Annotated in this window: 14 protein-coding genes; 8 read left to right on the top strand and 6 right to left on the bottom strand. The window is 62.0% G+C overall.

All coding sequences use genetic code 11. The features are described from left to right. Window positions 1-86: 86 nt before the first annotated feature. From VUN82_24935 to VUN82_24925, 3 genes are all read right to left on the bottom strand, one after another. On the bottom strand, window positions 87-1796 hold the full coding sequence (locus tag VUN82_24935) for an ABC transporter substrate-binding protein (GenBank protein ID XAS72275.1): 1710 nt from the start codon (window positions 1794-1796) through the stop codon (window positions 87-89). Between the two features lie 140 nt (window positions 1797-1936). Continuing rightward, window positions 1937-4000, bottom strand: a complete 2064-nt coding sequence (murJ, locus tag VUN82_24930) for a murein biosynthesis integral membrane protein MurJ (GenBank protein ID XAS72274.1) — start codon at window positions 3998-4000, stop codon at window positions 1937-1939. Window positions 4001-4026: 26 nt separating this feature from the next. Beyond that, window positions 4027-4530, bottom strand: coding sequence for an NUDIX hydrolase (locus VUN82_24925; protein ID XAS74788.1), 504 nt, complete (start codon window positions 4528-4530; stop codon window positions 4027-4029). 196 nt (window positions 4531-4726) lie between these two features. On the opposite strand from VUN82_24925, the gene VUN82_24920 reads away from it, so the two are divergent. The 5 genes from VUN82_24920 (at window position 4727) to VUN82_24900 (ending at window position 10636) form a co-directional block, all read left to right on the top strand. Further along, the gene (locus tag VUN82_24920; protein ID XAS72273.1) at window positions 4727-6208 is read left to right on the top strand and encodes a CCA tRNA nucleotidyltransferase; all 1482 of its coding nucleotides are present in this window, start codon (window positions 4727-4729) and stop codon (window positions 6206-6208) included. Then, the gene (locus tag VUN82_24915) at window positions 6205-6786 is read left to right on the top strand and encodes a histidine phosphatase family protein (GenBank protein XAS72272.1); all 582 of its coding nucleotides are present in this window, start codon (window positions 6205-6207) and stop codon (window positions 6784-6786) included. The genes VUN82_24920 and VUN82_24915 overlap by 4 nt, the downstream gene beginning before the upstream one ends. 611 nt (window positions 6787-7397) lie before the next feature. Further along, complete coding sequence (locus tag VUN82_24910; GenBank protein XAS72271.1) at window positions 7398-7538, top strand: hypothetical protein; 141 nt, start codon at window positions 7398-7400, stop codon at window positions 7536-7538. A gap of 145 nt (window positions 7539-7683) precedes the next feature. Continuing rightward, the gene (locus tag VUN82_24905) at window positions 7684-9195 is read left to right on the top strand and encodes a glycosyltransferase 87 family protein (protein XAS72270.1); all 1512 of its coding nucleotides are present in this window, start codon (window positions 7684-7686) and stop codon (window positions 9193-9195) included. Next, window positions 9188-10636, top strand: coding sequence for an NAD(P)/FAD-dependent oxidoreductase (locus VUN82_24900; protein ID XAS72269.1), 1449 nt, complete (start codon window positions 9188-9190; stop codon window positions 10634-10636). The genes VUN82_24905 and VUN82_24900 overlap by 8 nt, the downstream gene beginning before the upstream one ends. A 13-nt stretch (window positions 10637-10649) precedes the next feature. Here the strand turns inward: VUN82_24900 and VUN82_24895 are convergent, their stop codons facing one another. After that, window positions 10650-11255, bottom strand: a complete 606-nt coding sequence (locus VUN82_24895; protein XAS72268.1) for an NAD(P)H-binding protein — start codon at window positions 11253-11255, stop codon at window positions 10650-10652. An 83-nt stretch (window positions 11256-11338) separates the two neighbouring features. On the opposite strand from VUN82_24895, the gene VUN82_24890 reads away from it, so the two are divergent. Next, on the top strand, window positions 11339-11737 hold the full coding sequence (locus tag VUN82_24890; protein XAS72267.1) for a helix-turn-helix domain-containing protein: 399 nt from the start codon (window positions 11339-11341) through the stop codon (window positions 11735-11737). Window positions 11738-11785: 48 nt separating this feature from the next. On the opposite strand, the gene VUN82_24885 is transcribed toward VUN82_24890, so the two are convergent. Further along, complete coding sequence (locus VUN82_24885; protein XAS72266.1) at window positions 11786-12487, bottom strand: ABC transporter ATP-binding protein; 702 nt, start codon at window positions 12485-12487, stop codon at window positions 11786-11788. A gap of 30 nt (window positions 12488-12517) precedes the next feature. Further along, window positions 12518-13597 (bottom strand): FtsX-like permease family protein, encoded by a 1080-nt coding sequence (locus VUN82_24880; protein ID XAS72265.1) that lies wholly within the window; start codon window positions 13595-13597, stop codon window positions 12518-12520. Window positions 13598-13793: 196 nt separating this feature from the next. On the opposite strand from VUN82_24880, the gene VUN82_24875 reads away from it, so the two are divergent. Then, window positions 13794-15071 (top strand): sensor histidine kinase, encoded by a 1278-nt coding sequence (locus tag VUN82_24875; protein ID XAS72264.1) that lies wholly within the window; start codon window positions 13794-13796, stop codon window positions 15069-15071. Continuing rightward, window positions 15068-15724, top strand: coding sequence for a response regulator transcription factor (locus VUN82_24870; protein ID XAS72263.1), 657 nt, complete (start codon window positions 15068-15070; stop codon window positions 15722-15724). The genes VUN82_24875 and VUN82_24870 overlap by 4 nt, the downstream gene beginning before the upstream one ends. The last annotated feature ends 78 nt before the right edge of the window (window positions 15725-15802 follow it).

Raw genomic sequence — 15802 nt, 5'->3', positions numbered from 1 at the left:
AAAAAGTAAGTGGCAGCACATGTCGTTTTGGCGGCTCAAAACGCGCTCAGCTGCTACCTAGTTGGGTAAGCGCGGCGAAAACGGAACTACTGGACCGTGACCTCGGCCAAGCGCAGACCAAATCCGAACTGGGTCTTGGGAGCAGCAAGCTTAGGCAGCGTCTTGATGACCACGATGACGTACTGGGTCTGCGTGGGAGCAGCCAGCGGCATTGTCAGGTCCGGAGACGTGAAGCTGTTGGTGCCGACGAGCTTGGCGCCGTCCATTGCGGGACGATCGTTGGTGTAGACGCTGATGCTTCCACCCGAGCCGCCCAATTGGTTCAGCACCACTGACTTGACCTCCGTGGGCTGCTTGAGCTTCACGACCAAGGGCATCTCACCCGAGAGTCCACCCCAGTTGGCGGAAGCGAACTCCATGTCGGACCAGTAACTGGCCGGGTTCCCATCAAATGCTTTGGGAAGGTCCTTATCGAAGGATGCAGCGAAGGGGAAATCGCCAAGGCGCGTAATGCCATCGATGGCCGGAGGCGTTGCTGGAGCAGCGGTCTCGCTGGGCGTCGGCTTTTCGGACTCGGTGCCCGTTGCCTGCGAGGAAGTCGTTGTTTTGTCTGATGCCTTCGGAGCGCCGCTGGGCAGGAGGCTTCCCAGGTTGGTGACCGCCAGGACAAGTCCAACGATTAACACTGCTGCCAACAGACCGCCGACGAGCCAACGCAGGGACCGCGGCTCGCGTTCCGGGGTTTCGTCCTCGTAGACCTCTTCATCTTCGTAATCTTCTGTGGCAGCGGCCGACGCCGGGAAGCTGGTAGGAGCACGATCGTAACCAGGATCTGAGCTACCTCCAGCGGCTTGAGCCGCCCCGCCGGCAGCGAGGCCGTAGTCCTCCTCAGACCAGAGGGAAACCTTTGGTTCCCCGGCAGGCTCGCGAGTCGGTGCGGGCTGCGGGTTCACGGGTTGTGAAGCCACAGGCTGCGAAGTGACTGCTTGGGTAGGCGGCTGAACCGGGGCAACGGGTGTAGTAGCAGGCGAAGCTCCGGACGACGGCGACTGTACAGCCTGCGTCCGCGGCTGGGCTTCCGTACTAGCAGCGGCAGCAGGAGTACCGCCAGCACCGGAAGCTCCATTCGCGGCAGCCCCGGCGTCGTGGTTCTTGGATCCGGCGTTCTTCAGAGCGGCAGCGGCAGCAACTCCTGCTGCCCCGGCGCCAGCCGCAGCAGCAGCGAGCTTCCCGGCGAGACCACCCCTGGCCGACGACGGGCTGGATGAAGGCATGGGCGGAACGTTACCGGCGGGTGTGGCCGTCGCTTCGCGGGCAGCATCCGATTCCGATTGGACGGGGTAGCCATTTTCGTCGTACTGGATGTACTCGGCTTCGTGCTCGTCGTCTTCGTAGAGGCCGTCATAAGTTTCGGGCTCGTAGGTGCGGGCCTGGCCGAAGATCTCGCTGCCGAGGGTTTCCGTGAAGAACGGTTCCACGTACGGCGGGTGCGTGGCGACCACGAGATCGAGAAGATCCGGCGCGGTGCTGTGGTTGGTAATCAGGTACGTGGTGTTGTCGCTGACTCCGAGGTCCAGGATCTGGACATGGCCAGGGCGCTCCCCCGTGGCGACTTCGCGGGCGCTCTGTGCTACCTGCTCGGCGTTTCCGGGACCGGCAACGAGGATGCTGACGGGGCGGTTGAGGACCTGGTCCACGCCGTCGAGCACCAGATCTTGGTCATGCGAGGTCAATACGGTGGCCGTGACCTTATAGCGGCCGCCAAGCACTGATCCGACGTCGATCGGGTGGGACACGTGTTCCTCCTAGGCTGTCCGGGAGCTGCGGGTCCTGCACGCGGTCCGCCCGGCGAGCCGGTGGTACCGCTTTTGCAACTACCTGTATTCATTTCTAGCCTAGCCGATTGGCGCCCGCCGCCCATGTTGACGGCACCGGTTCACTTCTTCCGCTTCTGCCTGGTGTGCTGTCCAGCTTCCCCGTTGGCGGGAAAGTAGGGATTGTGGCCAGGATCGCCTTGGTAGGTTCGCCTGCCCGGCAACGGGACCTGCGGGTGGAACCTGCCGCCCTTGGCCGTGCTCGGTACGTCCTCATCCGGCAGATAGTTCGTGTGCAGTTCTTCAGAGCCCGAGGTGTCAGAAGAGTCTGAAGTTTTGGCTGGAGCCTCGACGGCGGGCTCCGGTTCGAGTGCCGGGCCGGCTCTGAAGGAGGCAGCATCGAACTCGCCCGAGATGCGAGGAATCAAACCCGTATCATCCGAGACTGTGGCGCGTGCCGCCGTCGTGGGTTCAGCAGCGGCCCCTGCCATGGCAGGCGCGCCGCGGCCAAAGCGGCCCATCAGCGGGCGCATGAGATCGCGCAGCTCGGTGACGTGGAAGACGCGAAGCAGGAGCAGGTAGGCCACCAGCATGACGGGCCCGACGACGACCACGGTCACCAAGGCGGCCGGCCGGCTGCTCCACGCGAAACCGTCGGCACGGTAGGCGCCGAGGAGCCACAGCGCCAGCGCACCCGCAATCGCCGAACCAAGGCCCGCGTAACCCATGCGGATGTAGGAGTTGGCGATTCGCGGACCATCGAGGTGACCCAGCATGCGGCGCAGGAACACGACGCTGATCACCACGGACAGGATGTTGCCCAAGGTGTAGAGAACCGCAATCGCATAGATGATCTGGCCTACGGGAAGGAACTGGATGAAGAAGGCGCCCACCACATAAACGACGGCGAGCAACAGCTGCACGTAGAGGGGTGTGCGGGCGTCCTCGTTGGCGTAAAACACGCGCGACATCATGAAGTTTGCACTCATAAACGGCGTGCTCAACGCCAGGATGGTGAGCGTCTGGGCCAGCATGACGCCGTCGTGGGGCTTCCCGCCGGAGAAGAACATGCCCAGCGGGCCAGCCAGCGCGAACAGAGCCAGGGCTCCAAAAACTGTTGCGACTGCCATGGTTCGCAGTCCATGCGAGAGCGCGTCACGCAGTTCGGCCTTGTTGCCATCCTGGGACGCCCGCGTCATGCGGTTAAAGAGGACAGTGGCCAGCGACAGGGCGATGATCGAGTGCGGCAATAGGTAGAGCTGGCTCGCAACTTCAAGGACGGCGTTACCTGGGAGAGTGGAGGCCGCCGTGGTCTGGCCTGAATTGTCCAGCCGGAGCCGTTCGGCGCCGGGAATCGTTGCAATTTTCATGACGTACAGGAACGCCAACTGTCCGACGGCGGCAGTCAGCAGCGTCCATACGCTCAGCTTGGCTGCCTGGCCCAGTCCAACGCCGCGCCATCCGAAGCGTGGCCGCAGGCCCAGTTTCAGCCTCATGACGGGAATCATCAGGATGGCGGTTTGGGCGATCACGCCGAACGTGGAGAACCCGGCAATCAGGAATGTCTGGGTTGGTCCCCAATTATCGAGTGTGTGGGGATTCGTGTAGTTGGCACCCAGGATCCAAATGAACATGCCCAGGCCTGCGATGGCCACCACGTTGTTCAGGATGGGAGCCCACATGGCCGGGCCAAAGGCGCCATGCGCGTTCAGGACCTGTGTAAGAAGGGCGTAAAGGCCGTAGAAGAAGATCTGTGGAAGGCACCAGAACGCGAAAGTGACAGCCAAGGCCTTCTGCTGTTCCGAGTAGCCCTGCGTCGTTAAGTCGATAACGACGGGCGCGGCCAGTGTGACAAGGGCCGTCAGCCCCAGCAGCACCAGAACAGCCAGGGTCAGGAGCCGGCTGATGTAATCGGCGCCGCTGTCCGCACCCTTGCTGGCCTTAATGATCTGCGGGACCAAGACGGCGTTGAACACGCCGCCAGCCACCAACAGAAAGATCAGGTTCGGAAGGTTGTTCGCATTAATGAACGTGTCATTGACCGTTGAACCCAGGCCGAGTGCAGCGCCAAGCATCCACGTTTTGGCGAAGCCAAGGAACCGGGAAACCAACGTTCCGGCCGCCATGATGGCGCTGGAACGTGCTTCTCCGGATTGAACGGACTGGGTAGTTTTGGCTTCAGACATCGCCTTTATCGTCCCATGCACCCGGGTCAGAGGTGTTCGGGAAGCACTTCCCGTGCCAAATCGGCGATGCGCCGTTCATTCGGGAAGGACAATTTGCGCGCCAATTCCTGGATCGGAACCCATGCGGCGTCCACGGCCTCCTGGTCCGGATCATTCTCGATGGTGAGCTCGCCGCCGGTGGCCTGGAGCAGAAAATGGTGCACGGTCTTGTGGACCCGATGGCCGCTTACGGTGAACCAGTAGTCGATGCTGCCCAGGGGCGCCAGGATGTTGCCCTCGATGCCGGTTTCCTCGGCGATCTCACGGACGGCAGCTTCCTCGTTGTTCTCCCGACCTTCCGGATGGCCCTTGGGCAGGCACCATTCAAGCCGGCCACCCCTATTAAGGCGGGCGATGATCGCGACCCGGAGTTCGCCGTCGGACGTGTCCACAACGACACCGCCTGCCGACACTTCCTCCACAGTGGGAAGCGAGGCCTGGACCGGGTGCTGCGGGGCAGGCGCGACGTGGGCGCCGATTGCCGACGGCAACGGTGCGTTCGTCCTCCTGCCAGGAGCGCTCGGGATCGGATTGGCCATGAAGTCCACTCTAACGACTCTTGCCCTCGAGTGATGACCGGGACATGGCCGCAAGATGGACTGCAGGAGACACGCGTTATGGGTCCGCCGGTTTTCGGATGCAACTCTGGCCCAATGCTGCGGAAAAATCTGCCAAGCTTAAGGAACTATGGCGCACGTATTGGACAGCTCTTCAGTTAACTTCACCATCGATCCGGTGGTGCTCGATCTCGGGCAGCGCTTTGTCGATGCCGGCTTCGAGCTGTCTTTGGTTGGTGGACCTGTGCGCGACCTTTTCCTGGGGAGGACGTCCCCGGACCTGGACTTCACCACAGACGCGACGCCCGAGCAGACGATCTCCGTCATCAAGAAGTGGGCGGACAACTTCTGGGAAATAGGGCGGGCCTTCGGCACGATCGGGATGAAGAAAAACGGCTTCCAGATCGAAGTCACCACCTACCGCGCCGAGGCGTATGATCCCGACTCCCGTAAGCCCGTAGTCGCCTTTGGCAACTCCTTGACAGAGGACTTGCTGCGCCGCGACTTCACTATCAACGCCATGGCTTTGCGCCTGCCGAGCCTGGAACTGGTGGACCCTTTCGGTGGCGTCCGGGACCTCCACGCCTCCGAACTCGCCACTCCCGGTGCGCCTGAGGCCTCCTTCTCCGATGATCCGCTGCGCATGATGCGTGCAGCGCGTTTCGCGTCCCAGCTGGGCGTGTCGGTTCACGACGACGTCCGCCTCGCCATGTCCCAGATGGCCGACCGCATCAAGATCATCTCCGCCGAGCGCGTCCGCGATGAACTGGTCAAGCTGATTAATGGCGCGCACCCGCGCGTGGGCATCGATCTCCTGGTGGACACCGGGCTGGCTGAGTCTGTCCTCCCTGAGGTATCCGCGCTCCGCCTGGAAGCCGATGAACACCACCGCCATAAAGACGTATATCAGCACTCCCTGCAGGTCCTCGAACAGGCGGCCTCGCTGGAAACCGGCGCCGACGGTCCCGTACCAGGTCCGGACTTTGTGCTTCGGTTCGCCGCCCTAATGCACGACGTCGGCAAGCCGGCTACGCGCCGGTTCGAACCGGGCGGCGCGGTGAGCTTCAGGCATCACGACGTTGTGGGTGCGAAGCTGACGGCCAAGCGAATGAAGGCGTTGCGCTTCGACAACGAGTCGATCAAAGCCGTGTCCCGCCTGGTCGAATTGCACATGCGGTTCTACGGCTATGGAGACGCTGGCTGGACCGATTCTGCCGTCCGCCGTTACGTGACCGATGCCGGTCCGCTGCTGGAACGCCTGCATCGGCTCACCCGATCCGATGTCACCACGCGTAACCAACGCAAGGCCGACCGCTTGTCCTTCGCCTACGATGACCTTGAGCACCGAATCTCGGCCCTCTTGGAGCAGGAATCGTTGGCGGCTGTTCGGCCTGACCTCGATGGCGCGCAAATCATGGCGCTTCTGGGGCTAAAGCCAGGTCCTGTCGTCGGCCGGGCCTACAAGTTCCTTCTGGAAGAACGGATGGAACACGGACCGCTGTCCCCGGAGGAAGCCGAGAAGAAGCTCTTGGCGTGGTGGGAAGCGCAACCCGAGTCCGCCGTCGTCGAACCTTCAACCGAAACCGCCGCAGAAACCAAGGAGTCCTCATGAACGCCGCGATCTCCCCGCGTCCGCAACTTTGGATCCTTCGCCACGGCGAGACGGAATGGTCCAAGAGCGGCCAGTACACGGGTTTGACCGACCTTCCCTTGACCGTCGAGGGTGAGCAGCAGGCTGTCGAGGCGCGCAAAGTCCTTGAGGGCATCGACTTCGACTTGGTGCTGACCTCCCCACTGCGTCGCGCCCGCCGCACGGCAGAACTGGCCGGCTTCCCTGACGCCGTGCACGAGCCACTGGCAGTGGAATGGAACTACGGAGACTACGAGGGCGTCAGCTCCGACCTCATCCGCAAGGACAACCCGGACTACCTCATCTGGACGGACGGCGTGCCCAACGGGGAAACGCTGGACGAAGTGGCCGCCCGCGCTGACAAGATCATTGGACGTGTCCTGGAGTCGGGAATGGACAATGTGCTGGTAGTGGCACACGGGCATTTCTCCCGTATTCTTACGGCCCGGTGGCTGGAAATGGATGCCAAGGAAGGCCGCCACTTCATTCTTGGAACTGCCAAGGTTTGCACGCTTGGATGGGATAAGCGGACGCCGGCGATTGTCCGTTGGGGCCTCTGAAACGCGAATTTAGAAAAACTTTGGCTAAATAGCGAATTGCGCTGGCCAAGACTCCTATTCATGGGGTAGCTTATATCTTGTTCCCAGAGCGACCCGCCGGGAACGAGGCGCGCATTACTCCGGTTAATCAGTCGGAACGTAATGCCACAGCGGAAAAGGAGGTTGGGAAAAATGATTACTTTGACTAGCGGATGGAATGTGACCGTCACTGCTACCCCGGCCTCTTGCGCTGATCGACGCCCTTTTTCGAAGCATTTTTCGAAGCGCTGACCACTCCCTGAACCACCGGACCGGCTCCAACGTCGGCGGTCTTCATGGCCACCCGTCAAGGGTGGCATTCTGAGCAGTCAGTTGTAGGCGCAGACCCACGCAACAAGACGCGGGTGCGCAGTTTCCCCAAAGTTCGGAACCAGCTTCTTGTTGGGCCGACTGCAGGAAGCACACGCAATTGTGCACGATCACTCGCTGCTCCCGTATAGGTCTGCCCACTCCCCTTATTAGCGTCGGACTATTTGGGCGCGTTTTTATGCCTTGATTTCTCCTGAACTCAATTGGCTTTATTTGTTGTGCCCAATTCCGGCAATTTCCTGCAATGAAAGGAGGTGAACCATATGCCAAAGCGCCCCAAGGACCTGCGCTTCTACAAGAGCAGCGATGCTCCCAAGGAACGCACGCTGTTCAACGACCAGCTGCTCAAGCAAGGTCGTGAAGACGTCTTCGTCGTCCTGCACCAGATGGGACTCATCCGTTGATGTCCTTCAGCCCTTTCGAAGGAGTTTCCGGTGCCGCAGATGCATGCTGAACCCCAGGAAGCCCACGCGGCTACGCGTGGGCTTCCCCCTTTTAGCGGTCTGCTCTGGTGGCGATAGTTAAGCTGCCTGACTGTAAGCTCGATTTATGCAGGAGACGAAGCCGCACCGGCAGCGAAAACGTGCCCGCTTTGTGGTTCCAAGCCGCAGCGACTCCCTGCTTCGTAACTTCACGGAGGTTGTAGGTGGGCCCTTGGGCCGCCACTCGGCCCCAGGACAGATCTCCCCCGCACCGTTCACGGTAGAACGCGTCCTCGTTATCCTCACCGTGATCGCTGCTTTGCTGGCGGTGCTGGCGAAGGACTATTGCCGCGTCAATGGTTGGGAGACGCCCACACAGTTTTACGCCACGTGCTACTCCGACTTCCCCGAGCTCTTCCGCAACCGCGGCCTGGGCGATGGAGTGTTCCCCTTCTTCACGCAAGGCAGCTTGTTTGAGTACCCGGTCCTCATGGGGATCGTCGCAGGACTGACCGCACTGCTGGTGCCTGGCCAAGGGGTGAGTAGCGAACGCATTCTGGGTTACTTCGACGTCAACGCAACGCTGATCGTTGCCGTATGGATAATTACCGTCCTCCTGACCGCCCGAATGAACAAGCGCCGCCCCTGGGATGCCGCCATGGTGGCTTTGGCCCCGGGAATCGTCCTTGCGGGGTTCATCAACTGGGACATGTGGGCGGTGGCCCTCCTCGCGCTGGCCATGTACTTCTTCTCCCGCGACAAGTTGATCCTGGCGGGAATCTGCATAGGGCTGGGAACAGCCACCAAGCTGTACCCTGTCCTCATTCTGGGTGCCATTTTGGTGTTGGCCCTGCGCAGTGGCCGTTTGAGGGCCTTCTTCATGACAGCCGCCGCGGCCGCTGCGTCATGGCTGGCCGTCAACCTTCCCATCGCGGCAATGAACCCTTCGGGCTGGCGCTACTTCTTTGAGTTCACCCAGGAACGGCCCGCCGGATACAGCTCTCCCTGGTTCGCGTTCAACCTCGTTGCCGATCGGCTTCAATGGAGCCAACTCAACGCCGTCACGATCAACTCGCTCGCGCTGAACCTGTTCGTCATTGCGTGCGCGTTGATCGGTGCCCTGGCTTTGGCGGCGCCCAGGCGCCCGCGCCTCGCCCAGTTGGCCTTCCTGATTGTGGCCGCGTTCATCCTCACCAACAAGGTGTACTCGCCCCAGTTCGTCATCTGGCTCATTCCCCTACTTGCACTCGCGAGACCGCGCTGGCGGGACTTCCTGGTCTGGCAGGCCGCCGAAGGTCTGCACTGGGCCGCCATCTGGATGTACCTGGGCCAAGCGACCAGCGGCGGGTCCGTGCAGCACAACATAGACACGTCCTACTACGTCCTGGCCGTGGCCCTGCACATGGTTGCAACGGCGTACCTGATGGCAAGGGTGGTGATGGATATCTGGGATCCATCGCAGGATCCCCTACGTGCTTTCGGCGAAGACGATCCCCATGGCGGGCCTTTCGAGGGCACCAAGGATTGGCTCAGGATTAACGTTCTCCATCCGTCCACGTCGGTTCTCCCTTGGCGTTCAAGGGTTGAGTCGGCCGAGCCTGAAGCACCCCGGCAGTTGGAGGTGGGTAGCGATGGCTGATGTCGCCGTCGTCGGGTCCGGTCCCAATGGTCTTGCAGCGGCAGTGACCATGGCCCGGGCGGGGCTGGAGGTACATCTGTACGAGGCCGCCGATGACATCGGAGGCGGAACCCGGACAAGCGAGCTGATCAAGCCGGGACATCTGCACGACGTATGCTCCGCAGTGCATCCAATGGCAGTGGCGTCTCCTTTCTTCAAGGAATTCAATCTTTCGCAGCGCATTGAGCTGCGCGTGCCCGAAGTCCAGCACGGGACTCCTCTGGACGTGGGCGGAGCCGCCCTCGCTTACCAGTCCTTGGAACGGACATCCATGGAACTGGGGGTGGATGGTCCAGCGTACCGTCGGCTGATTGCGCCGCTTCTTGCGCGCGTCAATGGGGTGGTGGACTTTACGTCGAACCAGTTGCTCCGTGTGCCCAAGGACCCGCTTGCGGCTGTGTTGTTTGGCCTCGCAACCCTGGACCAAGGAACACCGTTCTGGGGACGGCGCTTCCGTGAAGAGGCTGCTCCGGCCTTACTGACAGGCGTGATGTCCCACGCTTTGGGCTCGCAGCCCGCGCTCAGTTCGACCGGTGCCGGACTCATGCTTGCCGTCCTGGCCCACGCCGGCGGATGGGTAGTGCCTGTGGGCGGTTCCGCAGCAATTGCAGGTGCGATGGCCGAGGACCTCATTGCCCACGGCGGAACCATCCACACCGGTGAGCGCGTGGATTCTTTCGATCAGGTCAGGCCGGCAAAGGCGATCCTGCTGGATGTTGCACCCCCGACGCTCGCACGTCTGGGTGGCGCTGAGATACCCGACAACTATCGTCGGGCTCTGGATGCATTCCGCTTCGGGAATGCAGCCTGCAAAGTGGACTACATCCTGTCCGAACCCGTTCCCTGGCTGGCCTCTGGCCTGAGGCGGGCGGGGACGGTTCATGTGGGCGGTTCGCGAATGGCCATGGCCGAATCCGAGAACCTCGTGGACATGGGCAAACACCCAACGGAGCCCTACGTGCTGGTTTCCCAGCCGTCCCTTGTGGACCCGTCGCGGGCGCCAGCGGGACGACGCATCCTGTGGACGTATTGCCATGTGCCAGCTGACTCTGATGTGGACATGGCTGAGGCTGTCACCGCACGGATTGAGCGATACGCGCCAGGCTTCCGGGACGTGGTGGTTGCCTCGAAGACCACGACGGCGGTTGAACTGGCCGCCTACAACGAAAACTACGTGGGGGGTGACTTCAGCGCGGGTCTGTTGGATTTGCGGGGCCTCGTGCAGAGGCCAGTGGTGTCCAACGTGCCGTGGCGTACGCCCATGCCGGGCGTCTATCTGTGTTCCTCTTCCACCCCACCCGGGCCTGGTGTTACGGGGATGCCCGGGTACCATGCGGCGAAACATGCCCTCAAGGACATATTCCAGCTACCGGTACCCGGGCTTGGCCTGACTGTGGGTTAAGCCAGGCTGCTGTTTAGTTCGCGGCCGTGAAGCGTGCGCGGCGGTGAGCCGGGCTTTCGATTTCATCCAGCATTGCAACGGCGTAGTCCTGCGAGGAGATGCTGGTTCCGGCGGGGGAATCCTTAGCCACGTTGTATTCGCCGGTACGCTCGCCGGGCTGGATAACCGGAGCGGGGGCAAGGACGGTCCAGTCGACGTCCTCGGGAGTCTGCTTGACGGCTTCCAGTGCCTTCGCGGCGGTGGTGGCCTCCGCTTTGTATGCCTCGGGGAAGTCCGGGGAGTCGAGGAGCCGGACGCCGTCTACCTCAAGGGTGCCTGCACCGCCAACGATCATGAGGCGGGTTCCTTCGGCGTTGCTGTAAGCAGTGGCCATGGCATCGAGCCACTCTCCGTGATCCCCGCCGGTGCGGCTGGGACCCGTAGCCAGCACAACGACGTCGTGGTCCTTTGCAATGGAGGCAAAGACCTCAGCGTCGCCCATATCGGCAACCTGGGCAGTTGCGCCGGCGATCTCGGCGCCCTTGCGGGAGATAGCCGTCACTTCATGGCCGCGGTTGATGGATTCATTGACGATTTCAGTGCCCACCATGCCCGTTGCGCCGTAGACTGCGATTTTCATGACTCTCCTTTGGGTTGCTATCCTTGCGATAACACGAAGGTATCTATTGGATACTGATAGCTTCAAAGGAACTGAGTTACCTGATGGATACTAATGCCCTGCCGGGGAACATCCTGGATCCCAATTGCCCATCCCGCGTGATCTTCCAAAGAATCGGCGACAAGTGGGCGTCTTTGGTGATCCAAGTCCTCGGTGATGGGCCCGTGCGGTTCTCGGAGCTGCGCAAGATGGTCAACGTTGTCACGCCGAAGGTCCTGACGCAGACCCTGCGTGCCCTGGAACGCGATGGGCTCATTACGCGGACCGTCCACGCTCAGGTGCCTCCGCGAGTGGATTACGAACTTACTCCAATGGGCGAATCCCTCCTGCAACCCCTCACACTTTTGCGTCATTGGGCCGAGAGCCACGTGCCTACGATTCTCGAAGCCCGCGACGCCTACGACGACGCGCAGGATGAAGCTTTGCTCGGCTCCCCCAAGTAAGTCGCAGCTGAGCGCGTTCTGAGCACGCAAAACGCGCTCAACTGCGACCTAATTGGGCAGAGCGGACGGGAGGACGGCGCGGCTGATTCGTCCATCCCGCATGGTTGCGACGGAGTCAGTCAGAGGGAGAAACTCGGTGTCGTGCGTGACCATCACAGTAGCCGTGGAGAATTCGTCCGTTATCCGGCGCAACAACCTCACGATCGATTCGCTGCGTTCGTGGTCCAGGGCTGCGGTAGGTTCGTCCACCAGTAATACGGTGGGGCTGCCCATGAGGGCCCTGGCGATGTTCACCCTCTGACGCTGCCCACCGGATAGTTGGTGCGGCCTCTTGTTTGCCGATGCGGCCAAGCCCACGATCTCCAAGAGTTCATGTGCTTTGCCAAGGGCCTCACGGACAGCTTTGCCACGAAGATGGTCCCGGATCAGCAACTGCTCGACGGCGGTCAGCGACGGAAGAAGATTTGGCTGCTGGAAGATGATGCCGACTTTGTCGCGCCGCAGGGCCGTGCGTTCGGCCTCCTTTAGCGCGGAAACGTCCTGCCCGTTGATGAGGACGAGTCCGGAGGTGGGCTTCACGAGCGTGGCCGCAACAGCCAGGAGTGAGGACTTGCCGGAACCGGACGGACCCACCAAAGAGAGGAACTCCCCACGTCCAACTGCAAGGTCTACGGCATCCAAGGCCTTGAGGGTGGAGTCGCCGTCGGGGTATTCCAGAGTGATGTTGATGAGATTCAATGCATGCGTCATGATTTATGCCTTCCTGGGAATGTTCAAGGTCTAGTTGCCGCCGAGGGCAAATAGTGGATCTACTTTGGTTACATTGCGGACCGCGAGGACAGCGCCGCCGAGGCCTAGGAGGACGACGCCGACAACCGGTGCCAAGGTGGTAAAAGGCGTGACGAGGAACGGCGCCGCGGTGGCCGCGAGAAGTCCGCCTGCCAGACCTAACAAACCGCCACATGCGGCGCCGGCCAGCAGCACGATCGCCGCCTGGGCCAAGGCATCACGCAGGACATACCCGGAAGAGCCGCCGAGGGCTTTCAGGACCGCAATGTCACGCGTCCGCTGCACTGTCCACACCGTAAGGAAGGCCACGATCACCAAAGCAGAGATTCCGTAAAGAAATGCCTGCATAAGCATTAGCGAGCCGTTCTCACTCTTGTAGGAGGCGAGAGCCTGGAAAGAGCCGACGGGATCCATGCTCACCGTGCCAGCCGCAGCGTTGGCGGCATCAACGCTGACGGAGGCACCGGCGTCGTAATTTATGGCCAGGACCGTGGCGGTGCCCTGGGGAGCGTGGGCGATGTTTCGCCAGGTGTCCAGCGTGGTCCACACGACGCCGGTGTGCGAGTACCACTGGTCCTGCACAACTTCTGAAACAGTCAGCTCCGTACCACCGACCCGGACGCGGCTGCCAGCCTCAAGCGTCAGTTCCTTCGCAAGGGTTTCGCCGACCACTACCGTCCCGTCTTCAACAGGGGCAGGAGCCGTCGAACCGCCAAAAACTGCCACATTTGCCGTGCCTTTAGGAACGCCATCCCCGGCCAAGGATTGGAAGCGGGTTTGGCTAATGCCCACCGCCTGTGCCGATGACACGCCGGGTTGTTCCCGCCAGGCCTCGAGCTGGGCAGTGGAAACCTCAGACTCGGTGTAGGAGGCCTTCGGCTCCCCGCCCGCCGGTGTGCCGAAGACGATCTGCTGTGCGGGCAATGATTCAATGGCCGACGTCGACTGGTTTCCGAGCCCGGCAGTAAGCCCCGAAAGCATTACCAGCAGCAGCGTAATAAGTGCGACAACACTCCCCATGAGCGCGAAGCGGCCCTTGGCGTAGCGGATGTCGCGGATGGCGAGAAACATCAGAATCCTTTGCTTGGATGCGGGCTTGGTCCCGTCTGAATCCACTCTTCCGGCCAATGGAACCGGGCACATCGGGAGCCCGATGGATTCGCGCACATCAAGGGGTTGAACCGGCCATCATCCGATTGGTTGATTCCTGCTTCACGACGCGGAATTTTTCAGGGAGCGGCGCAAGGCCGGGGATAGGCTGGGACGCATGCAGGAGACTCCTACGGGCACCGCCACAATCCTCCGTGTGCTGCGGATAAGTCTCCATGTGGGCTTCGCGGCGCTGCTGTTGGTGGCAGTGGTGCGGCTCCTGGCAGGCACTGCGGGCAGTCCGTCGCCGGTGGCGGTCATTGCTGGACTGGGACTGTCAGCCGCCTTGGCCCTGGTGTATCTCGTGGGAACCATCCTCGAGAAACGCCACGCCACCGGAGCCGGCCGGTTCGATCCCACACCCTACTCAGGTTGGTGGCTTGCCGCTGTGATGATCTTGTGGCTGTTGCTTCTCCTGGTCAGCGGCGATTTCGCATGGGTTGCCTTCCCGCTCTTCTTCCTCCAATTGCACGTACTCCCCCGTCGTCTCGCCTTGCCGGCAATCGTGGTGAGCACCGCTTTGCTGATTGGTGCCCTCTGGTTCCACAGCAGAGGCGCGGCCGACGGCGGTCTGCAGCTTGCGATGGTCCTGGGACCCATGTTTGGAGCTGGCTTTGCCGTGGTCACCGGGTTGGCATACCGTGCCTTGTTCCTGGAAGCCGAGAATCAACGCGTTGTTGCTGACGATCTCCGACGAACACGGGCAGAATTGGCCAAAACCCAGCACGATGCCGGGGTCCTGGCTGAGCGCGAACGGCTGGCCCGGGAAATACATGACACTTTGGCGCAGGGGTTCTCCAGCATCGTCTTGATGGGCAGGTCTGCGGGGAAAGCCTTGGACGAGGGGGACGTGAAGGCTGCGAACGAACGATTGAGGATAGTTCAGGACACCGCCTCGGCCAACCTTGCCGAGGCCCGGAGTTTTGTCCGTGATCTCCGGCCACCTGCTTTGGAGGAGTCCAATCTGGTGGACACGTTGCGCAGGCTTTGCGAGAAGACCGAGACCGAAGCAGCCGCCCGGGGAACCGCACTGCGCTGCCGCTTCGAACTTGTGGGCACCCCCTTGGACTTGCCCAATACGTACCAGACCACCCTGCTTCGGGCCGCCCAGGCCTCCTTGGCAAACGTGTGGGCCCACGCCCGCGCGAGTGCCGTCGTCGTGACCTTGTCCTTCCTTGGCTCGGAAATAACCCTGGACATTTTTGACGACGGCGTGGGTTTTGAACCGTCGACGGCGGTTGGCAATGCTCGCGGGGACGGCACCGGCGTCGGACTTCAGGGCCTTCGCGAACGGTTGGCGGCGCTGGAAGGCAGCTTGGATATAGAGTCGGCGCCTGGCGAGGGAACGGTGGTTGCCCTTCGGGTGCCGCTGCCTGCCGGGAATGGTGCGGCATGAGTGAGATCCGCATCCTCCTGGTGGACGACCATCCTGTTGTGCGGGCCGGCCTCCGGGCAATGCTCGCCGATTTTCCTGGTATCAGCGTTGTGGCCGAGGCGGCGGACGGTGATGCAGCGCTGGCCGAGCTGGGCAGGTTGAACACACTGGGTGAGCCCGTGGACCTGGTGCTGATGGACCTGCAAATGGGCAACGGTATGGACGGCGTGACGGCAACAGGCAGGATCAAAGCCGGCGAGGCCGGGACTCCCCCGCCGCCTGTCCTTATCCTCACCACTTACGACACGGACGCTGACATCCTTGCCGCTGTCGAGGCCGGTGCCAGCGGCTACATGTTGAAGGACGCCCCGCCTGAGCAGATCCAGCAAGCTGTGGTGTCCGCTGCCGCTGGTCAGACCGCGCTGGCACCGGAGGTGGCCGCCCGGCTCATGGGCAGGATCCGGAATCCGTCCCCTGCATTGAGCCCCAGGGAAGTCCAGTTGCTGGAACTCCTGGCCACCGGAATGGGCAACCGCGCCATGGCGAAGCAGTTGTTCATTTCCGAGGCAACAGTGAAGACGCACTTGGTGCACATCTACTCCAAGCTCGGCGTGGACAACCGAACGGCGGCGATTGCCGTGGCGGCGCAACGCAGGATCATTCGCCGGCGTTAAAAGTCATTTTCGGTGGACCCGGGGGTGGGACGGGTCCGGGGTGTGGGCGCGACAAGAAAGTGTCAGTGGAACGGGGCA

Source organism: Micrococcaceae bacterium Sec5.1 (assembly GCA_039636795.1).
Taxonomy (GTDB): Bacteria; Actinomycetota; Actinomycetes; order Actinomycetales; family Micrococcaceae; genus Arthrobacter.
Note: the sequence above shows the minus strand (reverse complement) of the source record. Positions and strands in the feature narration are given on the sequence as shown.

What these genes read in the sequence shown, in the direction of transcription:
- VUN82_24915 (XAS72272.1), top strand. Translation starts at nt 6,205, where the DNA reads ATGAACGCCGCGATCTCCCCGCGTCCGCAACTTTGGATCCTTCGCCAC.
- VUN82_24880 (XAS72265.1), bottom strand. Translation starts at nt 13,597, where the DNA reads ATGTTTCTCGCCATCCGCGACATCCGCTACGCCAAGGGCCGCTTCGCG.
- VUN82_24920 (XAS72273.1), top strand. Translation starts at nt 4,727, where the DNA reads ATGGCGCACGTATTGGACAGCTCTTCAGTTAACTTCACCATCGATCCG.
- VUN82_24890 (XAS72267.1), top strand. Translation starts at nt 11,339, where the DNA reads ATGGATACTAATGCCCTGCCGGGGAACATCCTGGATCCCAATTGCCCA.
- VUN82_24895 (XAS72268.1), bottom strand. Translation starts at nt 11,255, where the DNA reads ATGAAAATCGCAGTCTACGGCGCAACGGGCATGGTGGGCACTGAAATC.
- VUN82_24870 (XAS72263.1), top strand. Translation starts at nt 15,068, where the DNA reads ATGAGTGAGATCCGCATCCTCCTGGTGGACGACCATCCTGTTGTGCGG.
- VUN82_24875 (XAS72264.1), top strand. Translation starts at nt 13,794, where the DNA reads ATGCAGGAGACTCCTACGGGCACCGCCACAATCCTCCGTGTGCTGCGG.
- VUN82_24885 (XAS72266.1), bottom strand. Translation starts at nt 12,487, where the DNA reads ATGACGCATGCATTGAATCTCATCAACATCACTCTGGAATACCCCGAC.
- murJ (XAS72274.1), bottom strand. Translation starts at nt 4,000, where the DNA reads ATGTCTGAAGCCAAAACTACCCAGTCCGTTCAATCCGGAGAAGCACGT.
- VUN82_24905 (XAS72270.1), top strand. Translation starts at nt 7,684, where the DNA reads ATGCAGGAGACGAAGCCGCACCGGCAGCGAAAACGTGCCCGCTTTGTG.
- VUN82_24910 (XAS72271.1), top strand. Translation starts at nt 7,398, where the DNA reads ATGCCAAAGCGCCCCAAGGACCTGCGCTTCTACAAGAGCAGCGATGCT.
- VUN82_24900 (XAS72269.1), top strand. Translation starts at nt 9,188, where the DNA reads ATGGCTGATGTCGCCGTCGTCGGGTCCGGTCCCAATGGTCTTGCAGCG.